Origin of the sequence: Nocardioides zhouii (assembly GCF_004137345.1) — a bacterium.
GTDB lineage: Bacteria > Actinomycetota > Actinomycetes > Propionibacteriales > Nocardioidaceae > Nocardioides > Nocardioides zhouii.
In genome coordinates this window covers 1-14,704 of the sequence record NZ_SDWV01000011.1, presented here as the reverse complement: position 1 = coordinate 14,704, position 14,704 = coordinate 1, and the positions used below count along the sequence as shown (strand labels likewise).

Sequence of the window (14,704 nt, the reverse complement as noted above, 5' to 3'; positions counted from 1 at the left end):
ATGACCGAGTGCCCCAGTGCGATCGCCTTCGGCGCCCTCGCCGCCGAGTTTCACCCCCAGGTGGGCGGCAAGTGCGCCTCGCTCGGCGTGATGAGCCAGGCCGGCCTGCCCGTGCCGCCAGGCTTCGCCGTCACCACGCGGGTCTTCGCCGACGCGCGAAAGGCCGCGGACACGATGTCGCAGATCAAGGACCTCCTCGCCGACCTCGATTCCTCAGACAACGTGGCCTTGGCGAGTGCCGCGATCCGGAGCCGGGAACTGGTCCGCAACTGGGAGCTGCCGGAGGAGCACGAGCGGGTCATCCGCGAGATGTACGCCGACCTCTGCACCCTGTGCGGAGTCGATGACGTGCCCGTCGCCGTCCGCTCCTCCGCGACGTCTGAGGACTCACCTGACGCCTCCTTCGCAGGCGAGCACGACACCTACCTCTGGGTCTGCGGCATCGAGGAGGTCCTGGAGAAGATCCGCGCCTGCTGGGCCAGCCTCTACACCGACCGCGCCATCGTCTATCGCCATGAGATGGGCTACGACCACGCCGACGTCGACATGGCCGTTGCTGTCCAGAAGATGGTCCGCCCGCGCACCGCGGGCGTGGCGTTCACGCTCGACCCGAGCAACGGGGACCGCTCGGGAATCTGCATCGACGCGGCCTGGGGTTTCGGCGAGGGAGTGGTGTCGGGTGACGTCACCCCGGACAACTTCCTCGTCGACAAGGTGATGTGGTCGATCAACCGGCGCATCATCAGCCCCAAGACCCACGCACATCTCCTGACCGACGGAGCCCCGGGCGCACACCCGACGGTGGTGCGCGTCGAGCTGCCCGAGGACCAGGTTCTGGCGCCGTCCCTCAACGACGACGAGATCCTCGCAATCGCCCGCCTCGCCCGGACCGCGGAGAAGCACTACGGCTTCGCCCAGGACATCGAGTGGGCCGTGGACGACGACCTTCCGCCGGGCTCGGACATCGTCCTCCTCCAGGCACGTCCGGAGACTGTGTGGAGCAAGAAGCGACACACAGTCTCCGCCAAGAAGGATCTGGTGTCGTCGATCGTCGACACCCTCGTCAATCCCCTCTACTCCCGCAAGGGCGCGCAGACCGCCTGACTCTCGGACTCCTCATCCGCATCACCGAACAGAAGGACCACGACCATGGCCGACCGCTTTGCGAGCCCGTTCGAGATCGAGACACCTGAGGGAGCCGAGGGCTGGCAGAGTCTCTACTCCTATTCCGCCGTCTTCGCCGAGGAGCGACGCGACTACGAGGACGGCGGCTTCTGGTTCCACGACGGGGTCCACTGGCCCGAGGCGCTCACGCCCTGGGACGCGGGTGTGTTCGAGGTCGCGATCGCGGCCCTCGGCCAGTACAACACCCGCCACTACCTCGTGCCGCCGGCGTACGGCGTCGACCTCCGCATCCTCAACGGCTACGCCTTCCTCAGCCCCGTGCCCGCTCCGGAGGCGGACATCGAAGGCCGGGTGCCGCACTTCATCGAGCGCGCCGGATTCTACTTCGCCAACTGGGACCGCCTCTACGACGACTGGTTGGTCAAGGTCCGGTCACTCGTTCAGCAGATGACCGAACTGGACTTCAGCCCGCTGCCGCAGATGGAGGACATGGACGTCATCACCTCGGGAGCCGGCCGCGGATCGGGGGACCGGCTGCTCTCGACCTACCACCGACTGCTGGACCACGTCTTCACGTTGTGGCAGTACCACTTCGAGTTCCTCAACCTCGGCTATGCCGCCTATCTCGACTTCTTCGGCTTCTGCAAGGCGGCGTTCCCGTCGATCCCTGACCTCGCGATCGCCAAGATGGTCGCAGGCGTCGACGTCGACCTCTTCAAGCCCGACGACCACCTCAAGAGCCTCGCCAGGTTGGCCGTAAGCAGCGGTGTCGACGATCGATTCGATGGCGGGAGCCCGGAGGACGTGTGGGCCAAGTTGGCGACCGACCAACCGGGACAGGCGTGGATTGCCGAATGGGACAAGGCTGCCGAGCCGTGGTTCAACTTCTCCACCGGCTCCGGTTTCTACCACTCGGACAAGATCTGGATCCAGAACGTCGAGGTGCCTCTCGGCTACATCACCGACTACATCGTCAAGGTCCGCGAGGGCGTCGACCTCAACCGGCCGGTCGCTGCGCTGCACAAGGAGCGTGACCGGGTCGTCTCGGAATACCGCGAGCTGCTCGACTCCGACGAGGACCGCGAGGCCTTCGACGCCAAGCTCGGGCTGTCCCGCACGGTCTTCCCCTACGTCGAGAACCACAACTTCTACGTCGAGCACTGGGCCCACTCGGTGATCTGGCGCAAGATGCGCGAGCTCGGCGGCGTGCTGAAGGATGCTGGCTTCATTGCCGAGGTCGATGACGTCTTCATGTTCCGTCGTTCCGAGCTCCCCGACGTCCTCTTCGATCTCTATGCCGGTTGGTCGATCGGTGCACCCTCACGCGGCCCGGCGTACTGGCCGAAGGAGATCGAGCACCGGCGCGCAGTCCACGAGGCGCTGAAGGCCTGGTCGCCGCCGCCGGCTCTCGGCATACCGCCGGAGGTGGTCACCGAGCCCTTCACCGTCATGCTCTGGGGCATCACCTCCGACTCCGTGTCGGCATGGCTCAACTCCGGCGACGGCGCGGAGGACGGAGTCCTCAGCGGATTCGCCGCCTCCCCGGGCCTCGTCGAGGGGCCCGCCCGTGTGATCTCCTCGGCCGACCAGATCGGCGAGATCCAGGACGGCGAGATCCTGGTCGCGCCGCTCACCGCTCCTTCTTGGGCCCCGGTGTTCGGCAAGATCAAGGCCACCGTCACCGATGTCGGCGGGATGATGAGCCACGCCGCCATCGTGTGCCGCGAGTACGGCCTACCCGCCGTCACCGGCACGGCCTTCGGGACCAAGACCATCACGACCGGACAGATGCTCCGCGTCGACGGCAACACCGGCAAGGTCACGATCCTGGACTGAGGTGCATCGCCCAGTCCACGACGCAGGCCACCAACCATCACAGACGAGAAAGAATCCTCATGCTGACTGTCGAGCAGAACGAAGAACTCACCAGTGTCGGACCCGGCACACCCATGGGCGAGCTGCTGCGCCGCTACTGGTACCCCATCGCGTTCGAGCAGGACTTCGACACGAAGCCCAGCAAGACCGTGCGGCTGCTCGGTGAGAACTGGACGCTATACAAGACCCCGTCGGGCAAGTACGGCATCATCGGCGAGGCCTGCCCTCACCGTCGTGCGTCACTGACCTACGGCATCGTCCACGAGGACGGCATCCGCTGTGGCTACCACGGCTGGAAGTACGACTTCGACGGTCAGTGTGTCGAGCAGCCGGCCGAGAGCGACAACTCGACGTTCCGCGAGAAGATCAAGGCCAAGGCGGGTTCGGCCCAGACCCTCGGTGGCATGGTCTGGGTCTACGTCGGCCCCGCACCCGTGCCCGAGCTGCCGCGCTTCGATGTCTACGTCGAGGACGGCATCCGCGACATCGGAGTCGCCACCCTGCCGTGCAACTGGCTCCAGATCATGGAGAACTCCGTCGACCCGCACCACGTGGAGTGGTTGCATGGCGCGTACTTCGAGTTCTTGGGGCAGACCCAGGGGTTCGAGGCGCCGAAGTCCTTCCAGAAGAAGCACGTGAAGGTGTCCTTCGACGAGTTCGAGTACGGCATCATCAAGCGCCGGATGCTCGAGGGTCACACCGAGAGCGATGACGACTGGGCCATCGGGCACCCGATGATGTTCCCCTACGGCATGCGGGTGGGGGGGATGTTCATCGACCAGATGCAGATCCGCGTTCCGATCGACGACACGACCACGTGGAAGCTCTTCTACTCCCTCCACCACCCGGACGGTGGGACATGGGAGAAGCAGGAGCGCCCGGTCGTCTACAACTACGAGATCTTCGACGACAACGGCGACTTCGTCACCGACTACGTCGAGGGTCAGGACGTGATGGCGTGGGTTTCCCAAGGGGCGATCACCGACCGTTCCCAGGAGCACCTGGGCCGCTCGGACCAGGGCGTGGCGATGCTGCGCAAGATGTTCAAGGAGGCAATGGCGGACGTCGAGGACGGACAGGACCCGCTCGGCGTCGTCCGCGAGAAGCACGAGATCATTCACCTCCCGTGCGAGAAGGACAAGTTCGGGGCTGGCACCGCCTTCACCGACCAGTGGATCAACGGCGGGTCGATGCGCTACAGCCCGATCCGCGAGCAGCTTCTCGCTCTGCACCGTGACGCGGCCACTGCGCGCGAGAAGGCTGGATCAGGTGCGTGACCTCAGCGCGCAGGCGCGGCGCGCAGCCCATCACGGGCCGATGCCGGACCTGCCTCCCGACCCGCACCGGCTCCCGCCGCCCGGGGATTGGTTTGCCTCTGACGCGGCCCACCACCTCTTGGACCGGCCTAAGTTCTGCCCGCGCTGCGCTGCCGCCCTCGATCGCGGACTGGTCTCGGAATGGTGGAGCGGCGGAGACCGCGTGTTCCTCACGTGGTGCGCGGAGTGTCACTGGACCGGCAACGTGGTTCTGTTCGACAAGGCCGTCATCGAGGAGCCTGAGCACTGATGACGGCCCCCGCCCTGGTGCTGGACTTCGGGGGACCGGTCCTCCTCACGCCCTTCGAGCTCGTTCGCGATGGGGCCGGAACTCCTGCGTGGTCGCTGTTGCACGAGCGCGGTCCCTTGGCCACGGCCGAGCACCCGGACCCGGCCTGGGAGAGTCTGCAGGCGGGCAGGATCACCGAACGTGACTACTGGGACGAGCGTGCTGCCGAGTGGCATCGGTCGGGTGGACACGGACCGGACATCAGGTCGATGATCGCGCACCTCTACGAACCCGCGCGGCCGGCCCTGGTGCGTGAGGGCGCGCGGACACTCGTCCGGGATGCGCACGCTGCGGGCATGAGGGTCGGGATCCTCAGCAACGACCTCGGCCATTTTCACAAGGACGAGTGGATCGAGCAGATCGAGATCGTCGGCGAGGTCGACGTCGTGGTCGATGGCTCCGTGGAGGGTTTTCTCAAGCCGCATCCACGGCTCTACGAGCTGCTGTCGGAGCGTCTGGACGTGGCGTTCGCCGACATGGTCTTCCTCGACGACCAAGCGACCAACATCCGGGGCGCCGAGGTGCTGGGCATTCCGTCCGTCTGGTTCGACGTCACCGATCCGGACACCTCCTTTGCTTCCGTGAGAGACCTGCTCGGACTGCCAGCGGAGGACCGCGATGGTTGAGCAGCGCGAGGTCCGCGTCACGCAGATGACGTGGGAGGCCGAGGGAGTGGTGTCGGTCCGGCTGGGCCGGATCGAGAGCAATGACCCTCTGCCGGCGTGGGAACCAGGTGCTCATATCGACGTCTATGTGCCGGACGGTACGACTCGCCAGTACTCCCTCTGCGGCGACCCCGGTGACCTGTCGTCATGGCAGTTCGCCGTCCTTCGGGAGCCTGAGAGCCGGGGTGGGTCGGCCTTCATCCACGAACAGCTCCGGGTCGGCGACCGGCTGCTGGTGACGAGGCCGAAACAGAGTTTTGCACTCGAGGGCGCGACCTTCCACGCCCTTGTCGCGGGAGGAGTCGGGATCACCCCGATGATGGCCATGGCCGAGGAGCTCGCCCGCACCGGGCGACCGTTCCACCTGACCTACGGCGGGCGCACGCGCACGTCGATGGCCTTCTGCCAACGCCTTGAGGCCTTGGGTGACCGGCTGACAGTCGTGGCCGAGGACACCGATGGCCGCGCCGACCTCACGGCCGTCATCCGCGACATGCCCGACGGCGGGCTGGTCTACGTGTGTGGACCGGTCGGTCTGCTGCGGGCCGTGGAGGCTGCCGCTGAGGCCGAGCACGGCGCAGATCAGGACATCGTCCGCTTCGAGCTGTTCAGCCGGGCCGGGGTGGAGCCGCAGGAGAGCGCTGCGCTCGATGCGGACAACTACGAGCTGGTGCTGACGGAGTCGGGACACACTCTGCGCCTCTCGCCGGAGGCCAACATCCTCGAGGTCGTGCTTGCGCTGGGGCTCGACGTGGAGAACGACTGCCGAGACGGGATCTGCGGTTCGTGCATCACGCCGATCCGGTCCGGCACCGCCGATCACCGCGACCTGGTTCTCACCAAGCGCGAGAAGGCCGCGATGGACAAGATGCTCATCTGCGTCTCGCGGCCGACCTGCTCCCGCCTCGAGCTCGAGCTCTGAGGTCAGCTCCCGGCTGGCCGGGCGTTGATCTGCATGACCACGGCCTTGGGCTCGGTGAAGAACTCGCGCGAGAAGTTGCCGCCCTCGCGGCCCACACCGGATGAACCGACGCCACCGAACGGTGCACGTAGGTCTCGGATGAAGAAGCAGTTGACCCAGACCGTGCCGACCTGGAGCCTTGCGGACACCCGGTGGGCCGTGTGGAGGTTCTCGGTGAACACCTGGGCGTCGAGGCCGTAGTCGCTCTCGTTGGCCAGGGCAATCACCTCGTCCTCGGTGTCGAAGGGGTGGATGATGACCACCGGCCCGAAGATCTCCTCGGTCACGTGCGGGCTGTCCAGAGGCATGTCGACCAGAACGGTGGGTTTGACCTGCCACCCCTCGCCGACGCCACCGCTGAGGATGCGACCGCCCCACTGCTCCACGGTGTCGATGTAGCCCTTCACCTTGTGGAAGTGCTCCTCGGATGCCAACGGCCCGAAGTCGGTCTCGGTGTTGAGCGGGTCACCGATACGCATCGCCTCGGCCGACGCGACGAACTTCTCGAGGAACGCGTCCAGGATGGGGCGCTCGACGAAGAGCCGGCTCCCGGAGAGGCAGATCTGGCCGGCATTGCGGAAGATCGACTGGATCGACCAGTGGACTGCATTGTCGAGCTCTGCATCGGCGAAGACGATGTTGCAGTTCTTGCCGCCCAGCTCGAGGCTCACGGGCGTGAGGTTGGCCGACGCCGCGCGGCTGATGATCTTGCCGGTGCCGGTCTCGCCGGTGAAGGTGATCCGGTCGACGCGTGGGTCCTCGGTCAGCGCCGCGCCCACGGAGTCCGCGCCATAGCCGTGCACGACGTTTAGCACCCCAGGGGGCAGGCCAGCCTCGAGGGCAAGTCGGGCCATGATGGTCGCGCTGGTGGGGGTGTCCTCCGCCGGCTTGAGGACGACCGTGTTGCCCCAGGCCAGGGCGGGCGCGACCTTCCACGACTCCAGCATGAGCGGGAAGTTCCAAGGTGCGATCGCCACTACGACGCCAGCGGCCTCGAAGCGCGTGTAGGCGTGGTGCCCGGTGTCCATCGGAAGTGCTTCGGCGGTCGCCATCTTCGCGTGGTCGGCGAAGAAGCGGAAGTTCATCGCGGCGCGAGCGACGTCGTGGTGGCACTGGTTGAGGGGCTTGCCCATGTCGCGGGAGTCCGCGGCGGCCAGTTCGTCGGCGTTGTCCTCCATGGCGGCGGCCAGGCGGTGCAGCAGCCGCTGCCGCTCGCCGTACCCCATGCGTGGCCAGGGCCCCTCGTCGAACGCCTGGCGGGCCGCGGTGACCGCGGCCTCGGCATCGGCCCTCGAGCCCAGCGCCACCTCCGCCCATGCTTGGCGTGTCCACGGGTTGACGGTGTCGAAGCGGGCGCCGTCGAGGGAAGGAACCTCGACACCGCCGATGACGTGTCCGAAGAACTCGAGTGTGGTGGTCATGGGGTCAGCCCTTCGGATGGGGTGCCGCGGCGTTCGGCGATGGTGACGTCGCCGGCGGCCCAGTGGGTGGGTGGAACTTCGCGGATGACGACGCGGATGCTTTCGCGAGGGGCGTCGACGGTGGAGGCTGCTGCTTCTGTGAGCGCGGTGACCAGGGCCCGGAGCTGGTCAGGGCTGCGGCCCTCGACCAGGGTCACGTCGATGAAGGGCATCAGTCGGGCCTTCCGCACTCGAGCTCCACGTCACCGAGGTGGGCGAAGCGGCAGGTGACGGTGGACCCTGGGGTGGCGAACACTGCGTCGGACATGCCGCCGGTCAGCACGATCCAGCCGGCCTCGATCGCCGATCCGCGCGTGGCTAGGTCGTTGACCGCGAGGGCAAGTGCCTCCGCGGGATGTCCGAGCACATCGGCACCGGTCGCTCGGTGTACGACGTCGCCATCGACGACCACCTCGACCGCCTCGGCGGCCAGGTCGAGCTCGTCGTGGCGGACTGCCACGTCGCCGATGAGGTAGGCGCCTGACGAGGCGTTGTCTGCGAGCACGTCTCCGACCGTGAACTTGAAGTCTCGGTAGCGGCTGTCGATCACCTCGGCGCCGCCGCGCACCTCGCCGACGGCGGCGAGGGCCTGTTCAGCGGTTACGCCGGGCCCCTCGAGTCGCTCTTTCATCACGAAGACGATCTCGGGTTCAATGCGCGGATGGATCAACGCATGTTGTGGGACAGGATCGCCGGCGCCGAGTGCCATCGCGTCCGTCAGCCAGGCCACCAGCGGGGTGTCGATCCCCATCCGCTGCTGCTTGGCGCGGCTGGTGAGACCCAGCTTGACCCCGGTGACCTTCTCGCCGCGCTCGAGCCGCCGGCGCAGGGTTTCGGCCTGGATCCGGTAGCCGGTTGTTGCGTCGAGCGCCGGCCATTCGTCGGCGAACGAGTCGCGGTCGCGCCGCTCCGCCTCGCAGGCGAGCAGTTCGGTGGCAACGCTGCCTTCGGTCCAGGTGGTCATGAGGTCCCCTATCGGAAAAGTGGGATACTGGGCCCGAACGTATGCATGGGGCACGTCTGCCGACCGCGGTGTTCTGCGTACGCGAACGGGTCGGTCCCGCGTTCTGCGACGAGGAACGCTCCGTCGGGCCAACGGACGGGGCTTTAGCGTCGCCACGTGAGCGACACCCCGACATTGCGGATCGGTTCCCTCGAAACCCATGTGGTGGACCGGGGGACCGGGGCGCCCGTGCTGCTGCTCCACGGCTCCGGCCCCGGTGTGAGCGCCGAGGCCAACTGGCGCCTGACCATGCCCGCGCTGATCGAGGCCGGGCACCGGGTCGTAGCTCCCGACCTGATCGGGTTCGGCCGTACGGTGCCGCCCGCCGGCCATGTCTATGACCTGCGTTCCTGGATCGACCACGTCGTGGCCGTGATGGACGCGACTGGCCTCGAGCGGACCGCGGTGGTCGGCAACTCCTTCGGGGGAGCCCTGGCCCTGAGACTGGCGATCGAGCACCCGCACCGGATCGACCGCCTGGTCCTGATGGGATCTGCGGGTGTTCGGTTTCCTCTTACCTCTGGGCTCGATGCGGTCTGGGGCTACCGGCCTGGTGTCCAGGTGATGCGCCGGGTGCTTGAGGCCTTCGTTCACGACCACGCCATGATCACCGACGACCTCGCGCAGATGCGCTATGCGGCGTCGGTCGAGGACGGTGCCGATCTGCGATTCGCAGCGATGTTCCCCGAGCCGCGTCAGCGTTGGATAGATGCACTGGCAAGCGACGACGACGAGCTTCGCACGATTACGGCTCCTGCTCTGATCGTTCACGGTCGCGAGGACCGGGTCATCCCCACATCGACGTCGCAGACGTTGTTCGAGCTGATCCCCGATGCGCAGCTCCACGTGTTCGGCCAGTGCGGGCACTGGTCCCAGATCGAGAAGGCAGCGGAGTTCAATGCACTCCTCACCTCCTTCCTCGGGCCGCCGGTCTAGCCTGACGTCATGGCCGGTGCCGACGACAACCTGTGGGTTGTCAGCACTCCGCGGCGTACGACAGCCGAGCCTGTGTCGGCCTTGCGTTCGGTCGGCATCGCACTGGACGTCCTCGAGTGCTTCTCGACCGACGCGGAACTGGGCGTTACCGATATCGCCCGGCGCCTGGGCGTCGCGAAGAGCACAGCCCACCGAATGCTCACCGTCCTGGGTCAACGGGGCTACATCGAGCAGGTGCCCGCGACCGGCAAGTACCGCCTGGGCATCCACGTCTACGAGCTCGGTCAGCTCGCTCAGGCCCGCCACGCGCTCAGGCACGCAGCGCTGCCGGTCATGCGCTACCTCTCCGACACCACCGGTCTCACCGTCAACCTGGCAATCCCCGACGGGGCCGACATGGTCTTCGTGGAGCGATTGGAGAAGCCGGGCCTGGAGGAGCATCTCGAGCACATCGGACGACGCCTTCCTGCTCACGTCACGAGCTCAGGGAAGGTCGTCGCTGCCTTCAACGCTGAGCTCGACGAGGCGCGACGGGAGGCAGGATTCCCGCCGAGGGTGAGTCGCACCGTGCGCTCCGAGGTGGACTGGGATCGCGAGCTGGAGCTGGCTCGACGATCTGGCTTCGCCACCTCGGAGAGCGAGTCCTTCAACGATGTCTCGACTGTCGCCGTACCGATCCGCAACATGCGTGGAGTGGCGGTGGCCTCGTTGTCGCTGATGGGTCCGACAGTGCGCATCCGCGCTGAGATCCCTCGTCTGGCTCAGTTGCTCCGGACCGAGAGCCGCCGCATCGGGCGCCAGCTGTGACCGGGCGCGGCAGCGGCAGGGCGACAGCCATCGCCGCTTGCCCCTGACGCTCGTACAGTGGGGACATGGATCTGGGTCTCAACGATCGTGTCTTCATCGTCACGGGAGGATCCGGAACCCTGATGTGGGCGGCCGCGCGGTGCTTAGTCGCCGAAGGGGCACGTGTGGTTCTTGCCGACCGGCCCGCGCACGAGAACGACGCCAGCGCTAGTTACGTTGGCTCCTCCGCTGCAGTTCGGGTGGTGACCGGCGAGGATGGCGACGTGTCGCCCGAGCGCCTTGTGTCGGCCGCACTCGACACCTGGGAGCGCCTAGACGGTGCCCTGATCGGTGTCGCCTCCTCACTCGAGGCAAACGCCCTTGAGGTCGCCGATGAGGAGTGGACTGCTGCTTTCCAGTCAGTCTTCCTCGACGCTGTCGGCATGATCCGGGGCATCTCGCGAAGCCTGGGGAGCGGCGGCTCGCTGGCGTTGGTGTTGTCTCCCGATGCGGGTGTGCCGTTGGTGGAACAGGCCGTTGCCAACGGCGTCGAAGCTGGGCTTGCATCGTTCGCAATGGACCTCGCTGTCGAGCTCGGTCCGCAAAACATCCGCGTCAACGGGCTAGTGCCGTTGCCTGCGGAAGGAACGCGACAGGGGGATGGCGCCCCGATGGATGTCTCCTCAACGCGGCGGCACTCTTCGTCGGAGGAGTTCGGGCGGGTGGCCGCCTTCGTCTTGTCGCCCGCCGCGTCGTATGTCTCCGGGGCGATGGTCTCCGTGGATAGCAAGACTCCGGGTTTGTCGTAAGAGTTGGGCCTGCGCGGGGCCGCATCGCCGCCGCTTGGAGGCGGTGGATCGCATCCCTACCGTCGGCGGCCGCTGCTCAACAGAAATTCAACAGAAACTCCGGGATCGGCCACGCTCAAGCGTGCCTGGCCATGACCGAACGTGATCGGCTGGGCGGAGATCCAAGGGCATTCCTGCAGGTCAGCGGCCTGCAAGCCGCTCGGCAGGCGCAAGTCACTCGTCATGACTAGGTCCTCGGTTCGATTCCGTGAGGCGGCTCTGATTCCCCCGTGGACCCGAGACCACGGGGGAATCTTTATTGCCCTCGGCGCGGCGAGTGACACGTTTGCGACACGATTCAAGACCGCAGAGGTCGGACGCGCCGTTGTAGGCCCTCTCAGGCCCTCTTCGGCCCTCTGGGGCCACGTCAGCGGCCGATGCCGCGGGGACGCATGTCGGTCGGCGGCGGGTGACGCTCCGGATCGCCTGAGCGCTGGAGTCGGGTGGGCAAGGTGACGCCGGGCGCCCTGTGTGAGGAGTCACGGCAGGGGAGAGTGCCTGACCCAGTCGCCGGCAGGTCACCCAGGAGGCGATCGAGGATCGTTCGCACGTCGGGAGCAACCGCGCGCCGACCGACATAGTGCTGGAAGGTGACCGAGGGGTCTCGGTGACCGAGCTGGGCGCGGGCTGCATCGAGCGAGATCTCGTGCGCGATGAGGGTGCCGACCGTCCGGCGCAGGGTGTGGAAGGTCGTCCCGGCGAGATCGTCGGCGGTCACGGGGTCGGCGGCCTCTGCGCGGCTGAGCGCTCTGCGCAGTCGAGTGCGCATGTTGCTGGGAGAGATCCATGTGCCGAACCGAGTGCCAAAGATCGGGGCGTCGGGATCGGCTGGGGGAGTGCGATCGATCCGTCGCTTCAGAACCTCGACGACGCGGTCGGGCAGGATCAGAGTCCGATCCTCGCGAGACTTCGTCGTGTCCTGGCGATGCAGGACCTCGACGAACCCCCCGCGTGGCTCGACGAGGGTCCCGCACACGTGCAGCATCGGCACGGTCCCGTCGAGATCGATCAGGTCCCGGGGCCGGATGGCCAGTGCCTCGCCCTCGCGACAGCCAGTCCCGAGCAGGACGTCGACAAGCTCTTCGAGGTCGACGTTCGCCATGCGTCTGCCCTCGACCCGCATGGACGATCGTCGGACGAGGTGACGCAGGGTTTGGGCTTGGCTGACCGTCAGGAACTGGACCTCCCTCTTGGACTCGCGGGCGGACGTTGCGGTGTCGCGCATCGGGTTTGCCGGCAGGGCGCCGTGGGAGACGGCCAGCCCGAGCATCCCGGTGAGCACGACACGCAACTGCTTGGTCGAACGACCGCCGGCACGACCGCGATAGGCGCCGTGTGGTCGGCCGTGCTCGATGTCGGCGAGGAGCCGATCCAGGAAGGGCACGTTGACTCCCGACTCGTACAGCGCCGATCGCGGGGAGGATGACAGTGCGGATCTCGTTGTTGTAGATCGCGAGCGTCTGGGGCGCGAGCGCTCCCTGCGACCGAGACTTGCCATGGTCACGGCGGTGCTGCAGCCAGACCTGGGCGAGCGTCTCGATGCTTGTCGCGGCGGTCACCCCCGCGGCTGTCGGATCGATCCGGTCCTCGAGCCGTCGCTCCAGCTTTCGCCCGGCCGCTCCCTTCGTCTTGTCTTTCGCGCGGACCGACCTCACCCGTCCGTCGAGGTCGCGTACCTGCGTATGGGCGAGCCAGCGCCCGTCGCTCTGCTGCACGACCTTGACCTCGCCGTGGGAGCCGAGGGGGATTCGATGCTGCGGCATGGTCAGGAGGCCATCCAGGCCGCGGCCTCGCGGTCCTTCTGTTCGAGCCACATCTCGACCGCCGACCGCCGGGAGACCACACGCCGTCCGAGGTGCATTGCAACGGGGCCGGTCCTCTCCGTCCTCCATCGCTTGAGCGTTCGCACCGGGACGCCCCCAAGCATGATCGAGACGTCCTCCGGCGACAGAAGCGGATCGTTCGCCGTCGTCTGCTCCGGCGTCGAGCGGATATCTGTACTCATCCTGGGCTCCCTTGATGCGACTGAAAGTGACGCAAGGACTAGCAACCGCTGCGGCAGCGGTCCGGACAAGTGCAACCGGTTCGAGCACCTGCGCGACGAATGGAGTCTGTGCCGGGACCGTGCAACGCCTCGGCCCCTAGCCTCGGGAGCGGACCGTCCGGTATGAGATGTCCGCTCGCGTCAGAACAGAACGTGACTTTGCAAGTATGTCGAACTGCCGGCGTGGCTGACTGAATCGCCCTGGGTTGGTTGGAGTCTCCATCAGACCCAGGGCGATTCAGTGAGCGCGTGTGTCGCCGATTGCGAAAGCGACATCGGGTGCGTCACGACGTCCGTTTATGGCCAAGTGCTGACACCGCATCTCAGACACGGAGTGGCTTCGAGCTTGGACAGACGCGTATCGGATGCACGCGCGTTGACCCACCGGCATCCGGTCACGATCGGACCAAGAGCCCCCGGTCGTCTCTCAGCGTCCTCACAGCAAGCGCCTACTAGCGTCGGACCCCGGTTCCCGAGCCGCCCACAAGGGAGCCAGCATTAGTCCAATAGCGGCGGCACGACGGCCCGGTGCGCGAGCGACGTGCGACCCAGGCGGTGGTGCCCGCACAGAACCTTGTGGTGAGCATCCATGCGCGTGACTGGAAGGGGCCTCGCCTCGTGACCGGAGCAGGTCGACTCACGAACTTCGTCGATCATGTGGACAGTGATCGCCGGCGACTGTTTGTGGCCGCGGCTGGTTCATGCCTCATTGTCTTCGTGCTTCTTGCCGGCCTGGTCCACCTCGCCTGGAGCCCACTTCAGGCTGTCGACAGCGATGTCGGCGCCCCGGCCGAGGCGTGGTCCCTCCAGCACGTGGTCGCGGTGAGAGTCCTGCTCGCGATCGAAACCGTGTTCGGCACACTCGGCACCGTCCTCTACGTGTCCGTCCTGTTGATCGTGCTGTGGCTCCACGAGCACCGCCGGGCAGTCGTCTGGAGCGCTTCGGTGATGGTGGGGACCTCGGTCACCACCACCGCGTCGAAGTTGCTGTTCCGCCGTCAACGACCGCAGTGGGACGACTCGGTCCACACGCTGACGAGCTATTCGTTCCCCTCCGGTCATGCCTCAGGGATCGCGTCCGGCATGGGAGTGCTGATCGTGCTCGTGACCCTGTACGTCCACCGGACCTCGGTGCGTCGCGCGATACTCGCGGCGGCCGCCGTGCTCGTCGTGATGGTGGGCGCGGATCGGATCCTGCTCGGAGTGCACAACCTCTCCGACGTCGTCGCCGGCTATGCCGTCGCTGGAATCTGGGTCTACTCGATGCTTGCGCTGTACCCGCCGGAGGTAGCTCGTCGAATTCCTCGGATGATCGACAGCTAGGGCGTGTCTCTGAAGTCATGCCAGCCAGAGCATGATCGCGGCCAAGACGACGCCGCCTCGAAAGACCACTGCG

Annotated in this window: 15 protein-coding genes; 10 read left to right on the top strand and 5 right to left on the bottom strand. The window is 66.8% G+C overall.

Going from position 1 to position 14,704, the window contains the following annotated elements; all coding sequences use genetic code 11:
* From EUA94_RS12075 to EUA94_RS12050, 6 genes are read left to right on the top strand one after another with little or no spacing between them, the layout of a single operon-like run.
* Positions 1-1,104: a PEP/pyruvate-binding domain-containing protein gene (locus EUA94_RS12075; RefSeq protein WP_129427247.1), complete on the top strand. Its 1,104-nt coding sequence runs from the start codon at positions 1-3 to the stop codon at positions 1,102-1,104.
* Between the two features lie 45 nt (positions 1,105-1,149).
* The gene (locus EUA94_RS12070; RefSeq protein ID WP_129427134.1) at positions 1,150-2,961 is read left to right on the top strand and encodes a PEP-utilizing enzyme; all 1,812 of its coding nucleotides are present in this window, start codon (positions 1,150-1,152) and stop codon (positions 2,959-2,961) included.
* A 59-nt stretch (positions 2,962-3,020) separates the two neighbouring features.
* Positions 3,021-4,277, top strand: a complete 1,257-nt coding sequence (locus EUA94_RS12065; RefSeq protein ID WP_129427133.1) for an aromatic ring-hydroxylating oxygenase subunit alpha — start codon at positions 3,021-3,023, stop codon at positions 4,275-4,277.
* Positions 4,270-4,566: a hypothetical protein gene (locus EUA94_RS12060; protein ID WP_207210520.1), complete on the top strand. Its 297-nt coding sequence runs from the start codon at positions 4,270-4,272 to the stop codon at positions 4,564-4,566. Before EUA94_RS12065 ends, EUA94_RS12060 begins: the two co-directional genes overlap by 8 nt.
* Positions 4,566-5,231 carry an HAD-IA family hydrolase gene (locus EUA94_RS12055; RefSeq protein WP_129427132.1) on the top strand — a complete coding sequence of 222 codons (666 nt, stop codon included), beginning with the start codon at positions 4,566-4,568 and terminating at the stop codon, positions 5,229-5,231. Before EUA94_RS12060 ends, EUA94_RS12055 begins: the two co-directional genes overlap by 1 nt.
* Complete coding sequence (locus tag EUA94_RS12050; protein WP_129427131.1) at positions 5,224-6,192, top strand: PDR/VanB family oxidoreductase; 969 nt, start codon at positions 5,224-5,226, stop codon at positions 6,190-6,192. The genes EUA94_RS12055 and EUA94_RS12050 overlap by 8 nt, the downstream gene beginning before the upstream one ends.
* Before the next feature lie 2 nt (positions 6,193-6,194).
* Here the strand turns inward: EUA94_RS12050 and EUA94_RS12045 are convergent, their stop codons facing one another.
* From EUA94_RS12045 to EUA94_RS12035, 3 genes are read right to left on the bottom strand one after another with little or no spacing between them, the layout of a single operon-like run.
* Positions 6,195-7,652: an aldehyde dehydrogenase gene (locus EUA94_RS12045; RefSeq protein WP_129427130.1), complete on the bottom strand. Its 1,458-nt coding sequence runs from the start codon at positions 7,650-7,652 to the stop codon at positions 6,195-6,197.
* Positions 7,649-7,864, bottom strand: a complete 216-nt coding sequence (locus EUA94_RS12040; RefSeq protein ID WP_129427129.1) for a 2-hydroxymuconate tautomerase — start codon at positions 7,862-7,864, stop codon at positions 7,649-7,651. Before EUA94_RS12040 ends, EUA94_RS12045 begins: the two co-directional genes overlap by 4 nt.
* The gene (locus tag EUA94_RS12035) at positions 7,864-8,709 is read right to left on the bottom strand and encodes a 2-keto-4-pentenoate hydratase (RefSeq protein WP_207210519.1); all 846 of its coding nucleotides are present in this window, start codon (positions 8,707-8,709) and stop codon (positions 7,864-7,866) included. The genes EUA94_RS12040 and EUA94_RS12035 overlap by 1 nt, the downstream gene beginning before the upstream one ends.
* A gap of 102 nt (positions 8,710-8,811) precedes the next feature.
* Between EUA94_RS12035 and EUA94_RS12030 the strand changes: the two genes are divergently transcribed.
* From EUA94_RS12030 to EUA94_RS12020, 3 genes are all read left to right on the top strand, one after another.
* Complete coding sequence (locus tag EUA94_RS12030; protein ID WP_129427128.1) at positions 8,812-9,630, top strand: alpha/beta fold hydrolase; 819 nt, start codon at positions 8,812-8,814, stop codon at positions 9,628-9,630.
* A 9-nt stretch (positions 9,631-9,639) separates the two neighbouring features.
* On the top strand, positions 9,640-10,437 hold the full coding sequence (locus tag EUA94_RS12025) for an IclR family transcriptional regulator (RefSeq protein WP_129427127.1): 798 nt from the start codon (positions 9,640-9,642) through the stop codon (positions 10,435-10,437).
* A gap of 65 nt (positions 10,438-10,502) precedes the next feature.
* Entirely contained in the window at positions 10,503-11,225 is a 723-nt protein-coding gene (locus tag EUA94_RS12020) for an SDR family oxidoreductase (protein WP_129427126.1), read from the top strand.
* A 406-nt stretch (positions 11,226-11,631) separates the two neighbouring features.
* Here EUA94_RS12020 and EUA94_RS12015 read toward each other — a convergent pair whose 3' ends face one another.
* Positions 11,632-12,546 carry a tyrosine-type recombinase/integrase gene (locus EUA94_RS12015; protein WP_165356873.1) on the bottom strand — a complete coding sequence of 305 codons (915 nt, stop codon included), beginning with the start codon at positions 12,544-12,546 and terminating at the stop codon, positions 11,632-11,634.
* A 483-nt stretch (positions 12,547-13,029) separates the two neighbouring features.
* Positions 13,030-13,269 (bottom strand): helix-turn-helix transcriptional regulator, encoded by a 240-nt coding sequence (locus EUA94_RS12010; RefSeq protein WP_129427124.1) that lies wholly within the window; start codon positions 13,267-13,269, stop codon positions 13,030-13,032.
* Between the two features lie 567 nt (positions 13,270-13,836).
* Here EUA94_RS12010 and EUA94_RS12005 point away from each other — a divergent pair.
* Entirely contained in the window at positions 13,837-14,631 is a 795-nt protein-coding gene (locus tag EUA94_RS12005) for a phosphatase PAP2 family protein (RefSeq protein ID WP_129427123.1), read from the top strand.
* The last annotated feature ends 73 nt before the right edge of the window (positions 14,632-14,704 follow it).

Excerpts from the sequence above, each read along its gene's own strand:
- EUA94_RS12045 (WP_129427130.1), bottom strand. The coding sequence starts at position 7,652 with ATGACCACCACACTCGAGTTCTTCGGACACGTCATCGGCGGTGTCGAG.
- EUA94_RS12055 (WP_129427132.1), top strand. The coding sequence starts at position 4,566 with ATGACGGCCCCCGCCCTGGTGCTGGACTTCGGGGGACCGGTCCTCCTC.
- EUA94_RS12020 (WP_129427126.1), top strand. The coding sequence starts at position 10,503 with ATGGATCTGGGTCTCAACGATCGTGTCTTCATCGTCACGGGAGGATCC.
- EUA94_RS12050 (WP_129427131.1), top strand. The coding sequence starts at position 5,224 with ATGGTTGAGCAGCGCGAGGTCCGCGTCACGCAGATGACGTGGGAGGCC.
- EUA94_RS12075 (WP_129427247.1), top strand. The coding sequence starts at position 1 with ATGACCGAGTGCCCCAGTGCGATCGCCTTCGGCGCCCTCGCCGCCGAG.
- EUA94_RS12070 (WP_129427134.1), top strand. The coding sequence starts at position 1,150 with ATGGCCGACCGCTTTGCGAGCCCGTTCGAGATCGAGACACCTGAGGGA.
- EUA94_RS12040 (WP_129427129.1), bottom strand. The coding sequence starts at position 7,864 with ATGCCCTTCATCGACGTGACCCTGGTCGAGGGCCGCAGCCCTGACCAG.
- EUA94_RS12010 (WP_129427124.1), bottom strand. The coding sequence starts at position 13,269 with ATGAGTACAGATATCCGCTCGACGCCGGAGCAGACGACGGCGAACGAT.
- EUA94_RS12065 (WP_129427133.1), top strand. The coding sequence starts at position 3,021 with ATGCTGACTGTCGAGCAGAACGAAGAACTCACCAGTGTCGGACCCGGC.
- EUA94_RS12025 (WP_129427127.1), top strand. The coding sequence starts at position 9,640 with ATGGCCGGTGCCGACGACAACCTGTGGGTTGTCAGCACTCCGCGGCGT.